This is a genomic window from Paenibacillus sp. Marseille-P2973, from assembly GCF_018101095.1.
Classification (GTDB): Bacteria; Bacillota; Bacilli; order Paenibacillales; family Paenibacillaceae; genus Fontibacillus; species Fontibacillus vini.
Map to the genome: position 1 here is coordinate 1 of NZ_JAGQEH010000016.1, position 13260 is coordinate 13260.

12 protein-coding genes are annotated in these 13260 nt (G+C 50.1%); 7 read left to right on the plus strand and 5 right to left on the minus strand.

The features are described 5' to 3' along the window. Positions 1-150: 150 nt before the first annotated feature. Both hprK and KB559_RS21395 read right to left on the minus strand, forming a co-directional pair. Complete coding sequence (gene hprK / locus KB559_RS21390) at positions 151-1065, minus strand: HPr(Ser) kinase/phosphatase (protein ID WP_211024925.1); 915 nt, start codon at positions 1063-1065, stop codon at positions 151-153. A 66-nt stretch (positions 1066-1131) separates the two neighbouring features. Then, positions 1132-1806 carry an HAD family hydrolase gene (locus KB559_RS21395; protein WP_211024928.1) on the minus strand — a complete coding sequence of 225 codons (675 nt, stop codon included), beginning with the start codon at positions 1804-1806 and terminating at the stop codon, positions 1132-1134. A gap of 241 nt (positions 1807-2047) precedes the next feature. Here KB559_RS21395 and KB559_RS21400 point away from each other — a divergent pair, with 241 nt between their 5' ends. The 4 genes from KB559_RS21400 to KB559_RS21415 are packed head-to-tail and all read left to right on the plus strand — an operon-like array spanning position 2048 to position 6012. After that, positions 2048-3142 carry an iron-siderophore ABC transporter substrate-binding protein gene (locus KB559_RS21400; protein WP_211024930.1) on the plus strand — a complete coding sequence of 365 codons (1095 nt, stop codon included), beginning with the start codon at positions 2048-2050 and terminating at the stop codon, positions 3140-3142. Further along, the gene (locus KB559_RS21405) at positions 3135-4151 is read left to right on the plus strand and encodes a FecCD family ABC transporter permease (protein WP_211024932.1); all 1017 of its coding nucleotides are present in this window, start codon (positions 3135-3137) and stop codon (positions 4149-4151) included. Before KB559_RS21400 ends, KB559_RS21405 begins: the two co-directional genes overlap by 8 nt. After that, positions 4148-5179, plus strand: coding sequence for a FecCD family ABC transporter permease (locus KB559_RS21410; RefSeq protein WP_211024934.1), 1032 nt, complete (start codon positions 4148-4150; stop codon positions 5177-5179). The genes KB559_RS21405 and KB559_RS21410 overlap by 4 nt, the downstream gene beginning before the upstream one ends. Then, complete coding sequence (locus KB559_RS21415) at positions 5179-6012, plus strand: ABC transporter ATP-binding protein (protein WP_211024936.1); 834 nt, start codon at positions 5179-5181, stop codon at positions 6010-6012. The genes KB559_RS21410 and KB559_RS21415 overlap by 1 nt, the downstream gene beginning before the upstream one ends. 50 nt (positions 6013-6062) lie before the next feature. On the opposite strand, the gene KB559_RS21420 is transcribed toward KB559_RS21415, so the two are convergent. Beyond that, the gene (locus KB559_RS21420; RefSeq protein ID WP_211024938.1) at positions 6063-6212 is read right to left on the minus strand and encodes a hypothetical protein; all 150 of its coding nucleotides are present in this window, start codon (positions 6210-6212) and stop codon (positions 6063-6065) included. Positions 6213-6310: 98 nt separating this feature from the next. Between KB559_RS21420 and KB559_RS21425 the strand changes: the two genes are divergently transcribed. The 3 genes from KB559_RS21425 to KB559_RS21435 all read left to right on the plus strand — a co-directional run bounded on the left by KB559_RS21425 (position 6311) and on the right by KB559_RS21435 (position 11282). Next, positions 6311-8266: a serine hydrolase gene (locus KB559_RS21425; protein WP_247682020.1), complete on the plus strand. Its 1956-nt coding sequence runs from the start codon at positions 6311-6313 to the stop codon at positions 8264-8266. Between the two features lie 81 nt (positions 8267-8347). Next, positions 8348-10651: an ATP-binding protein gene (locus KB559_RS21430; protein WP_211024943.1), complete on the plus strand. Its 2304-nt coding sequence runs from the start codon at positions 8348-8350 to the stop codon at positions 10649-10651. Positions 10652-10655: 4 nt separating this feature from the next. Beyond that, positions 10656-11282 (plus strand): response regulator transcription factor, encoded by a 627-nt coding sequence (locus KB559_RS21435; protein ID WP_211024945.1) that lies wholly within the window; start codon positions 10656-10658, stop codon positions 11280-11282. 24 nt (positions 11283-11306) lie between these two features. On the opposite strand, the gene KB559_RS21440 is transcribed toward KB559_RS21435, so the two are convergent. Next, complete coding sequence (locus tag KB559_RS21440) at positions 11307-12692, minus strand: MATE family efflux transporter (RefSeq protein ID WP_247682018.1); 1386 nt, start codon at positions 12690-12692, stop codon at positions 11307-11309. Between the two features lie 149 nt (positions 12693-12841). Further along, a complete protein-coding gene (locus KB559_RS21445; RefSeq protein WP_211024947.1) occupies positions 12842-13225 on the minus strand; it encodes a RidA family protein in 384 nt (127 codons plus the stop codon). Positions 13226-13260: the final 35 nt, after the last annotated feature.

The window sequence follows — 13260 nt, forward strand, 5'->3', positions numbered from 1 at the left end:
CGGTCCTCTTCGGTAAATCTCTTCTTGCTCATGCAATCCCCCCCCGATGCTTATTCCAGTATACAAAAAGGTACCCACAGCCTGAACACCTTTTTTCAAAGTGTCCAAACTATGGGTACCAGTTTATCCCGCCGGCTCCTTCTTTATTTCCTACTGCATCTCATTCTCGATCCGCTGCATGAACTCTTCGGCCGCGCTGTAACCCAATTGCTTGAGATACCAATTGTTAGCCGCTGCCTCGATCAAACCGGCTACATCGCGTCCAGGCTGAAGCTGGACTTCGATATGCGGGATTTGAACTCCGAGGTATTCGGTGAACTGAGGCACTACCTCCAGCTCGTTATTTAAGGAATTTTCCTGCCACGGAGCAAGCTCAATATCGAGCACGATTCGCGTTTCGTCCTGAAACGCCCTGCGCCCGTATTGGCGTACAACGTTGATCAGCCCAATGCTTCGAAGCGCAAGGAACTCGCGTGTCGTCTCGTTATGCGTGCCCAGAAGTGTCGCCGGGCCGAGCTTTTTGAGCACCACAATATCGTCGGCCACGAACCGGTGGCCTCGGCGGATGAGCGTGTGGGCCGTCTCGCTTTTGCCGATTCCTGACTTGCCTCTGAGCAGAATGCCTATGCCCGATACGTTCACGCATACCCCGTGAATGGATATTTCGGGAGCCATCGCCTTCACCAGATACCTGTCCAGCTTGGCGATAAATTCGGTGGTCGTCTCCGGTGTCCGCAGCAGCGGAATGCCCTCCTGATCGCAGAACAGCTTCAGATAGGGAATCTCCTGCTGTCCCGACGTCACAATAAAGCACGGCGGATGGTATTTGACGATATTCCCGATATGCAGCTTGCGTTCCTCTATACTCAGCGTAAGTAAATAAGTAATTTCCTTGCGGCCGAGCACCTGCACCCGCTCCATAGGAAAGAAATCGAAATACCCGACAAACTCCAGTCCAGGCCTATGCGTCCGCGGACGGGTAATCGTCCGGTCCATTCGGCTGGCCCCCGCAAGCACTTCCAATTGGAACGTTTCCGTAAGACTTTGAACGGTGATCGACTTCATATTGTTCTCCTCCTGCAACTAGGGCGTACCCGGAATGCGCCTGGTCATCTTACATTTATTTCAGTTCTACTCTCTGGAAAGCGAATCCTGCAATCGGGGTAGAATCGTTCTTAATTCTAGCAAATCATCAATGACGATGTCAGCCTGGGAGAGCTCGCTTGCTTGCGCAAAGTCAAAATTACAACCTATGGCTACTAAACCATTATCATTGGCTGCCTTTATATCCGAAAGCCGATCTCCAACTACCGCTGCATTCGTTATACCATATTTTTTTATAATATACCGGACTAAGTCTGACTTATTCAAGGATTCGATATGCTGGATACTGAATGTTTCGGTCACCCAGTGGTCCAAATCGTAATAATTCACAATGGCATTTAAATAGTCCGCCAACCCATTACTGGCTATGTAGATCGAGCAATTATTCTCTTTTGCAAAAGTGAAAACTTCCTTCACGTTAGGATAAAGAGCACCCTTTCCCCTTTTGATATTCTCAATTAACCTCTCCAGAAAATAAGCATCGGTCTTCTTCCGCACTTCATTGGAATGATGAGGTAACAAGGTTTCCCATACCTTCGGAAGGGGTACGCCCATAATTTGACGGTATTGATCGAGCGGGGTTGCCCGATCCCATTTATTTAGCGCACGCAAATGGTTAAACGTATCCTCCAGGGACCATTCCAGGATTTTATCGGTTTGAAATAACGTGCCATCCATATCGAAAATTAGTGATTGCAGCATGGTTCCTCCCTATTCGTAATCTAATCCTTTGGCGATTTGCGCCGTCATTCCAATTATAGTAAACGATAAAATCTCTTTCTATATGAGTAATCAACGATATCAATGCACAATACCAAGAGTTAATGCCGCTTCCAAATTTTCCATTGACAATTAACTCAAGCGATTATATATTTAGTGACATTGATAATCATTATCAAGTGGACAATAGAAACTAAATCTTATATAAGGAAGGGTACAATTCATGAAGCTGAAACAAGGGTTCCCGTTAAAAACATTATTATTTTCGTTTGCGTTTATACTCGTTCTTGCCGGTTGTTCCGGAGAGAAAACAAGCACTAATTCTACACCATCCGCAGCTGCGAACAATTCGGCGAATAGTTCAACAAACACCGAACCGCCGGCCTCTCAAGATGAAGCTTCCGGATATCCGATCGTGATCAAGCACGCTTTTGGCGAAACTGTTATTAAGAGCAAGCCTGAGCGCATCGCCACCATTCAATGGGCGAACCATGATGTCGCCCTTGCCCTTGGAGTTGTACCCGTAGGTTTCTCGGCGGCGAATTACGGCGTCCAGGATGACAGCGGACTTTTGCCATGGACAGCCAAAAAGCTGGAGGAACTTGGCGTAAAGGACCCTAATGTATTTCAAGATACGGACGGCCTTGATTTCGAAGCGATTTCGGACTCAAATCCGGATGTAATTCTTGCAGCTTACTCCGGCATTACGCAGGAAGACTACGATATTCTTACTCAAATTGCCCCGGTGGTGGCCTATCCGACTACGCCTTGGCTGACTACATGGCGTGAGCAGGTCCTGTTGAATGCAACCGGTATGGGTATGAAAGCGGAAGGCGAACAGCTCATTAAAGACACCGAGAACTTAATTAAGGAAAAATCAAGCGCTCATCCTGATATGCAGGGCAAAAAAGTGGTTTGGGTGAACTTCTCGGCTAAGGATATGTCCAAGTTACATATTTATACCCCTGCGGATCCACGCGGCTCATTCCTGCTTGAGTTAGGCATGGTTTACCCTGAAAGTGTTACGAAACAGATTACGGACCCTACCAGCTATTCCATGAATTTAAGCGCTGAAAATGCCGACGTTCTGAACGATGCCGATATCTTGATCGGATATGGCGGCGAGGACTTGTATCAAGCGGTTAAAGCGGATCCTCTGCTTGGCAAAATCCCGGCGATTCAACGCGGTTCCGTAGTGTTCATTGGTGACGGTACCCCTCTGGCGGCTTCCGGGAATCCGAACCCGCTTTCGATTTCTTATACTATCGATGAATATTTAGGTTTAATTGACGGAGCTATAAGCAAGATCCATGAATAGTTCTAACTCTCTTATTCCGCGGAATTTTACGAAGGTGCTTATCATTTGTTTAGTCTTGCTGGGCATATGCGTGCTCGCCTCTCTGGTCCTGGGCTCCCGGCTGGTGAGAATTCCCGAACTGATCGACGGTCTATTTCACCCTGATGTCGACTCCTACGGGGCGAGCGTGGTCCGCAAGAGGATTTCCCGAACGGTATTCAGTTTGTTCTGCGGTGCGGCACTCGGGGTTTCCGGAGCGCTTATGCAGGCGGTAACTCGTAACCCGCTCGCGGACCCGAGTATCCTAGGGGTAAACACGGGCGCTTCATTATTTGTAGTTTGCGGAATTGCATTCTTAAACATAAGTACCGCTAATCAATATATATGGCTGGCTTTAGCCGGGGCTGCGATTACTGCAGTGTTCGTATTCGGAATTGGCTCAATGGGGCGTGGAGGTGCCACGCCCATTAAGCTTATTCTGGCGGGCGCCGCTACAAGCGCTGCCCTTTCTTCCTTGGTTACGGCCATCATGATTCCGCGTTCTTATGTCATGGATCAATTCCGGTTTTGGCAAGTGGGAAGCGTAGGTTCGGCAACCTGGAGCGGGATTGCCACGTTTATCCCGTTTTTGGTCATCGGGGTATTGATCGCGATCCTTACCGCTCCTGCTCTGAATGCACTGGCACTGGGGGATGAGGTGGCGGCCGGACAAGGCGTTCGAACCGGAACGCTGAGACTGGTTGCGGCTCTGGCCGGTGTCCTCTTATGCGGTGCTACCACTGCGCTTGCAGGGCCAATTGGTTTTATCGGGCTTTTATCCACCCATGTCATACGGCTGATTCTTGGCCCCGACCTGCGTTTCGTTATACCCATGTCAGCTATTTCGGGAGCGATCATTTTGACGATATCCGATGTATGCGGCCGGCTCATCGGCAGCCCCGGAGAACTGGAAGTCGGCGTTGTTACGGCGTTTATCGGTGCTCCCATCCTAATCCTATTAGCCATAAAATCGAAAGTGCGTTCATTATGAATAATCAATCCATTCAATTTATTGTTACGGGACGGCGGCAAAGACGCCGCAGATGGATCCTTGTTACCGGCATCCTTGCTATTCTTGCAGTTGGTCTATGCTGCGCCATGCTTTTATTGGGGAACACGATCTATCCGGTTAAAGACGTACTCCGAGCCCTTACGGGAGAGCAGCTTAAAGGCGTGTCTTTTGCGGTGAATACGATTCGTCTGCCGAGAATGCTGGCGGGTCTGTTTGCCGGATTTGCCTTTGGCGTTGCCGGGTACACCTTCCAGACCATGCTGCGTAATCCGCTTGCCAACCCGAATGTCCTCGGGATTACCTCCGGTTCGAGTGCGGCGGCTGTTTTTTGCATCATCATCCTGCATACGAGCGGAGCGGTAGTTTCTGTTGCTTCGGTGATTGCCGGTCTGGCTACGGTGATCGTCATTTATCTATTGTCCAGAGGAACGTCCTTCTCCATCGGGCGATTAATCCTTGTCGGGATCGGTATACAGGCCATGCTTGACGCCTTAATCTCCTATCTGCTGCTGGTTAGTGCGGAACAGGATGTTCCCGCAGCGATCAGATGGCTTTCGGGCAGCCTCAATGGCTCTCAAATGCATCAGTTGCCTCCCCTTGTCATAACGGTTCTTGTTTTGGCCCCTGTCGTGATCCTGCTGGGAAGACATCTCGATATTTTGGAGCTTGGTGAACAATCGGCGTCTTCTCTAGGGGTTGCTACAGACAAGACTAGAATTGTGCTCATTCTGGGTTCCGTCTTCATGATTGCTATGGCTACCGCCACCACGGGTCCCATAGCCTTCGTCTCCTTCCTTTCGGGACCGATCGCGAAAAGACTGGCGGGAGTTGGCTTCTCCAACGTCATTCCGGCAGGTCTTGTAGGCGTTAATTTGGTTTTGGCGGCAGATCTAATCGGACAATTTGCTTTTGAGTACAGATTTCCTGTGGGCATCATTACCGGATTACTCGGAGCACCGTATCTGATTTTCTTGCTGATCCAAATGAATCGAAAGGGAGAGTTATAATGAAGCCGACACATCTTTTTCAAGCCGAACAGCTCGTAGCGGGCTATGAGAATAAAACGGTGATCCAAGACGTAAGCCTGGTCATACCCAGCCATAAAATAAGCGTTATTATCGGGGCCAACGGTTGCGGTAAATCAACGCTTCTCAAAACACTGGCAAGGCTGATAAAGCCCACTTCCGGAGCCATTACGCTCGACGGAAAGCCGCTGGGCAAGCTCCCGTCCAAGCCATTGGCCCGGGTAATAGGCATGCTGCCTCAATCCCCTATCGTGCCGGAAGGAATCTCTGTAGCGGATCTGGTTGGACGGGGAAGGTTTCCGCATCAGTCCTTGTTCGGCGGATGGACTAAAAAGGATAATGAGGCCGTGGCCGAAGCCATGAGAATTATGGATATCATGGAGTTTGCCAACCATCCGATCGACGAGCTGTCCGGCGGGCAGCGCCAGCGCGTCTGGATTGCCATGGCTCTCGCGCAGGAAACCGACATTTTATTTCTCGATGAACCGACGACCTTTTTGGATATCACCTATCAAGTCGAGATTTTGGACCTGCTCACCGATCTGAACCGGAAACACGGAACCACGATTGTCATGGTGCTCCATGACATCAACTTGTCCGCGCGTTATGCCGACCATATTTTTGCGCTTCATCAGGGAAAGCTTGTCGCTGAGGGTGAGCCGTCAGAGGTCATTACAAGCACCTTGGTTAAGGACATTTTCGGACTGGATTGCACCGTGATCGAAGATCCGATTTCGGGCTCTCCATTGGTGGTGCCTAGAGGAAGGTATCATGTGAATCCAGACATTTCTGCCGAGTTTCTTCCGCCCGTATAACTCCTGGTAAAACGTTCATATATAAAAACGAGAAACAGCATCTTCCGCGCTTATCGGATTGGTGCTGTTTCTCGTTTCTTATTGCGGCTTGGATCGCCGGTTTTTCCGTTTACGTCGGTCAAAGACAGGTCGGCTACCGGTTTAGCGCAATAGGCCATATTTAGCATCGGATTGCGGAATCGCGCAAAAATGATTCGCAAACACGTCCTCTCCCGCACTCTTCTACGGATTTCAAGTCGAGACTCGGGTGGTACCATAGGGATACCGAATATGGAAAGGGGAGAGAATCTTGAAGAAAATGATGGGCTTCTTGCTCGCGGCCGTTCTATTACTGCCGTCCTCCGTGATCGCCGCCGCGGAACCGCAACAAAATCCTTCCTCAATAAAATTAGAAAAGAGCGATGTCACTGCCTTCGCGAATGATTTCTTTCGGCAACGGGAAATAAAGGACCAATTGGCGGGCGCCATACTCGTCATCGTCAAAGACGGAGAAATTCTGCTGAACAAAGGGTACGGCTATGCCGATATCGCCGATAAGAAACCCGTCGACCCCGAGCATACCCTGTTCCGCATAGCCTCCGTATCCAAACTGTTTACCGCAGTTGGCATCATGCAATTGAAAGAGGCTGGTAAGGTCGATCTGGATAAAGACATCCAGGCTTATTTGCCAGACTTGCCCATTCCTAATCAAACCGGCTCCCCCCTCACGATAAAACATCTAATGACCCATACCAGCGGCTTTGATCTTACGGACAATACCATCAACCCGGGAACTTCTTACTCCCTGGAACGCTTTGTCAAAGACACGGTCCCGACAGTGGTCCAAAAACCCGGCAAAGTATTCCGCTACGACAATTATGCGTTTTCTTTACAAGGTTATATCATTCAGGAAATATCCGGCCAGCCCTTCCAGGATTACATGTCCCGGAATGTGTTCGAGCCGCTGGCGATGAACAGCAGCACCTTTATGTATGGCGAGAAGGTCAAACTAGCCCTCGCTACGTCATACGACAACACATTTGGCGAGATTGAGCCTTACGGCAATGTTCCCGACAGCGCTCCGGAAGGCGGTATGTTCACCACGGGAGCGGACATGGCCCGTTTTCTTCTGGCTATGACGAGCGGAGGGAAATGGGGCAATGCCCGCATTCTGAACGAATCTTCCATCCAAGAGATGGAGAACAAGAGCGTCGCCATTCACCCGGACATGCCCGGAGTCGGATATGCCTTTGAATTCAATTATCCGCAATTTTATAACGGCCATACGGTCGTAGAAAAAGGCGGCGATCTGGCCGGGTTCCATTCCAATTTGTCGCTTCTCCCCGATCAGAACACCGGAATATTTCTGGCGCTCAATAGTGACAAAGGCAATTTACGGGCTGCCTTTTTGGAGCAGTTCATGGACCGTTACTTCCCTCAAACAGGTAATGACGCGGCTTTCGTTACCCCGGCACCAACCAAAGAGGAACTGAAGCGCTTTGAAGGATTGTACCGTCATTTACGCACACCCGCCTTGCGATCATCCGTCACAGCCATGGACGGAGCTCTAAGGGTAGAGGATACTTACGGCACCCATACGTTACGTCAAACTGGTGACCTGTTATTTCAGGACGAAGCAGGAATGCCTGCGGGATTCCAACTGGATGACAACGGAAACGTGCTCTATTTCTCCTATAATTTTACCGACAGTTGGTCAGAGAAGCTGCAGCCGCCCAAGGAATTTAAAGATGTTCCCGTAGGTCACCCCTATGCCGAGTACATCTATCCGTTAGTTCAAATGGGGGCCATTCCGGAAGGGACGAACTTCGAACCGGACAAACCCGTTACCCGTGCCCAATTCATTGGCTGGCTATTCCCGCTTACCGGGTTCCAACTGTCCGGCCAGCCCGCTTCTTTTACAGATGTGAGGGAAAGCCCCTATGCGGCAGAAATTCAAACGGCCTATGAATTCGGCATTATTCGAGGGTACCCGGACAGAACATTCCATCCCGGCGAGCCTTTAACCCGTGAAGAAGCAGCCTCGATCATTTGGCAGACGGCCAAATTGGGTTTAGGTGCTGCCCCGGTTCAGGCTGACCTGAAGACGCCCGCTTCCTCTTGGGCCTCCGAAGGCGTTCAATATGTGATCGGAAAACAATTGTACGGCCTCGAAGTCCAACCTTCCAACGGACCTGTGGAATACAGGCCCCGTGATAAAATGTTGAATCAAGAAGCGGCGGCCTTGATATACCGGCTCCTGCAAAACCTGCTTTAATAAGCAAAAAAAGCAAGCGTTGACGACAAAACGCTTGCTTTTCTTTATAATAATAAAAAGTTCTTTGGAGGATCATGAACCATGCGGAGCCGCCTCAACCATTCCCGTTGGAATCGCCTTTTCATTTATAGCTGTCTGGTCTTTTTTATAGGGACGGCTTCCTATATTCAATACCGCTCTTTGACGACTCCCTATACCGGAATTAGCTTCAAGCAAAGCGCCCCCTCGGAATGGGTCATTTCCGGTGTCCAGACGAACTCCCTCGCCTCTTCCTCCGGCCTTGTGCCTGGCGATCGCATCCTCTCCTTTGACGAAAAACCGGGTCCCCGCCTCTTCTCCATAGGCGGAAATGACTTGTTGATCCATACCAAGAAAATCGAAATACTCGATAAGACAGGGCACCAGCGGACTATCGAGTTCAACCCGACCCGTACGGATTATATGGAAAACGGCTTTGCCTTCCTGGTCGAAGTGTTCCTCCTGGGGGTGGGATTGTATGCCGTCCGCAAAAGACCGGAGTCTCGCCTTTTTCGACGCTTTTTTCTCATGAATTTGATGATGGCGTTCAGTATCGTATACCTGTTTTCGGATGAGATCCCGCTGAGCAACTATTTATTCCCTTTTGTCGCCGTGTGGCTACTTTATGTTATGCTATCCTTTTATCTGCTGTTTGGTTTTCGAGCCACGTTCTCTAAGTTCAGAACACTTCTTCTCATTTACCGGGTGTATGCCATCCTCTTTTCCCTATTCGTTGCCTTCATTTTTATTCGGAAAACATGGTTTCCCATTTGGGTGACGGATTTGCTCAACTTCTCCCTGATCTTCACCCTCGTCCTTATGGTCGGCATTACGGCCTTTCACTGGACTGGATTTGACAGAATTGAAAAGAACCAGCTGTTTATCTTATTGATCGGCGCATCCCTAAGTCTGATGCCCTACATCCTGCTCTTTGCTCTTCCCTATCTTTTATGGAAATTCAGCTTTGTACCGGAGGAGTATACCTTAGTCGGACTTGTTCCCCTTTCCGGCACTTTTACCTATTTGTTAGTTCGACGTCAGATGCTCGATCTGAAAGGATTTCTCTCCAAGCTTGCGTTGCGGACTCTTTATTGCTGCTTCACGCTCAGCTTGTTGGTGCTGGCGGCCGTTTGGGGCAATCCAGCCTATGCCGTCGGTCTCTGGATCCTATTCACCGTCGCGACGTGGGGTTATCGGCAGCTTTTTCCCTACATAAGGCGCCAAGGGGATCATACACGGAATTGGTTGAAGAATCAAAAGCTTAGCTTGTCACTGCAGCTCCATGAAACGAATCATATCCGTGACATGTTGAAACTCATTGCCGACCTCGTCCACGATCGGATTGAATTGCAAGGTCTCGTCATCGTCTATCAAGGCAACGAGGGGTATCCCCTCATCTACGGCTCCGGCATCTACAAAGACAAGTGGACTTTCGGGGTAGCCGATCAGCCGGATAACGACGATTGGATCCGCAAAGCGAATTTCCACCGGGTAATGGAATTATCCGAGAATCCCGGCAGCCGGAGATTCGGCTATTTATGCCTCGGTCCGAAAGCGGACCAAACGCCATTCTCCTCAAGCGAGCAGGACATCATCGAGAAAATCCGCGGCCAAGCGACCGAGTTGCTGGCAAATATCCAACAAATTATTCAACTTCAACACGAGTACAAGCGGAAAAAGGATGAGGTCGGCCGCGGCGATCGCCGCGACTTACGAACCTACGACCAAGCGGCGATAGAAGCCAGGGAGGCCGAAAAAATCCGGATTTCCTATTTTCTTCACGACGATCTGCTGCAAAACCTGATTTTCCTCTCCCGGGATCTGGAGGAGTTGATTGATACAGGCCGATACGAGGCGGAACGGGCAGCCACCTGGCTAAAATGTTTATACGATTCGCAACGTAGCATTCGGTCACTCAGCGATCTTCTTTATCCGCATATTCTGGACAAGGGAGACCTGCAGGAAGCGCTTCGCTGGCTGCTTCGGGACTTGAACCGCGAGGAAGAAATCGTGGTTTCCCTGCACTATGAGGCTCCCTCGCCAGAACCGTTTCCAGCCTACATTAAAGCCAATCTGTTCCGCGCCGTCCGCGAGCTCATCGTCAACGTATTCAAGCATGCTCAAGCGACGGAAATGCAAGTCCGGCTCTGGATGAGCCGCGAACACGTCTTTTGCAGTGTTACCGATAATGGCATAGGTTTTTTGGACCCTACCTCCCTGGAGAGATCTAAGTCCGGCGACGCCCGCTTCGGATTGCTGTCCGTGTGCGACCAGGTTGAGCAGTTAGGGGGGATTACCGGTATCAATTCCGTCCCCGGCCAAGGGACCTCGATTACTCTGAAGCTACCTCTTTTTAAGGAGACCTGATTTTATGAATACGAGCATTCGCGTATATTTACTGGACGACCATCCCCTCTTGCTTGAAGGGCTCAAAAACCGGCTCGAGGCTGAACCCGGTATTGAAGTGCCGCATGCGTTCACCGATCCTTATGAATTTACCGTCCAAATTGAACGGAGCTGTCCCGATGTCGTGCTGATGGATATCTCGCTGCCCCATACCGACGGATTTCAACTGGCGCTTCAACTGAAGGAGCGCTATGGAAATGCCCTGAAAATCATCTTGCTGTCCGGTTATACCTATGAGGAGTTCTACTTTAAAGCTTTTAAGATCGGCGTTCATGCCTACCTGTCAAAACAAGCATCCTATGCGAAAATCATTAATGCCATCAAGCAAAGCATGCTTGGCCATATTCTCGTTCCTGAAAATATAGGAGCAGCCCATAGTTCAACCGACGCTCTGACTCCAGCCGAACGGGAAGTGCTCCGGATGCTGGCGCAAGAAAAAACGAACAAAGAAATTGCGTCAGAACTGGCGATCAGTCAACGGACCGTTGAATATCACCTTGCTTCGATCAACCAGAAGCTTGGAGCAAAAACCCGAATTGGTGCAGTCGTGAAGGCGTTTGAACTTGGGCTGCTTCATAATTTCCATATTTAACTCGGCAAATGTACCTCTATATCGCTACGCTGCCTCCGAAATGTTTTCCGGCTTAACGAGCGCCTTCTTCTCCCAGGCCCGGCTTCTCCAACGAAGCAGCATGATGAGCCCGCGCAGCCACTCGTCAACCGTAAAGGCGATCCATACGCCAATCAGCCCGAACCCGAGATGTACGCCCAGGAAGTAGGCAAGCGGTACCGAGACTCCCCACATCGAGAGTACGCCCATCATAACGGGAAAACGCGCATCCCCGGCGGCGCGCAAGGAATTGATAATGACGATGTTGAAAGTCCGGCCCGGTTCAATGATGAGGGAGAGCAGGAAAATACTCGCTCCTGCCGCTATAATGGCAGGGTCCTCCGTAAACATCCCAATCAGTCCATGCCGGAAGATGACGGCGACGCCTACGACGGCGAAGGTTAATATGAAGCTGATTCTCACGCTCTTCATCAGTCTCCGGTACGCTTCTTTCATTTCTCCCGCACCGACCATCTGCCCGACGATAATTTCCGTACCCGCCCCGATCGCCAAAGCCAGAGCCATGAAGTAGTTGGATACGTTCATTACATATACATGAGTGTTCAGCGCCGTGATGCCAATCATATTAACAAAGCTCATAATCATCAGGTACTGCGACTGCCAAGCGAGATGCTCGCCCGCAGCAGGCAGGCCCACGCTAAGAACCTGCTTCGCATAGGATCTTTTCCAAGTCACATAATCCTTCAAACGAATCGGCGCGGGAATGCGGCGGTATAAAATCACGAGGAGAACTATGATTCCCAGAAAACGGCTGACGACCGTCGAAATAGCCGCTCCTGTTACGCCCATCTCCGGAAAGCCCAGGTTACCGAAAATCAGTAAATAGTTTCCTGTCACATGCAATAAGTTGACGCCCAGCGTCACATACATCACGCTCTTCGTATGTCCGCTGGCACGGATGACGGAGGAAACCGCATAAGAGAGTGCCTCAATCCAGATAAACCCGCCGATGATCCTTAGATAATGGCTGGCGATTCCGATTTGTTCGGGATCCAGTTTCAACAAGTGCAGAAGGGTCTCTCCGAAAAACAAGAGGGTCATACTGACGAGGATGCCGAAGATCAGGTTCATCGTAATGGCCATCGCCGAGATGCGGCTTGCTTCTTTTTCACGCCCGGCACCGATATACTGGGAGACCGCAACGCTCGTGCCGATACCGACAAACCCGAACATCAAAATGCAGAAGTATATAATTTCATTGGCCAGACCTACCGCACCTGTGGCCTTGTCGGAAATGCGGCTTAACATAAACACGTCAACCGTGCCCAGCATCATCCGCAGTACGGAATCGACGAGGATGGGCCAGGTCACGGCAAAGAGACTTAGTTTTTTCCAAGATGGAATTCGATCGGTTACAGTCACGTTGTACATGCTCCTAATTGTTTTTTTGCTTTCGACTTTCCTAGTTTAGCGTTCATTGCGGAAATCGTCTATGGGTCGCAAAAAAAGTCTTCCATCTCCGTTAGGAGACGAAAGACTTTATCTTATTTGGTACTCAGATTAATGCGCTTAGCATCTGATTATTTTACGGCGATGACTTCGATTTCAACAAGACCGTCCTTCGGCAGCTTGGCTACTTCAACGGCACTGCGTGCAGGGTAAGGTTCGGAGAAAAAGGTAGCATACACCTCGTTCACTGAGGCAAAATCGGTCATATCCTGCAGGTACACGGTCGTTTTGACGATCTGTTCCATACCAAAGCCCGCCGCTTCCAGAATGGCTTTCACATTGCTTAGCGATTGCTTCGCTTGCTCCTCCACCGTCGGCGGAAATTCTCCGGCGGAGTTCATGCCGAGCTGGCCTGAGGTAAATATCATGTTTCCAAATTGAACGGCTTGAGAATAAGGACCGATCGCTCCGGGAGCCTCATTGGTTGCAATTGCTTTTCTTTCGGGTTGTGTCATGAAAGTTCTCTCCTTTGATAGGCGCCAATTAAGGG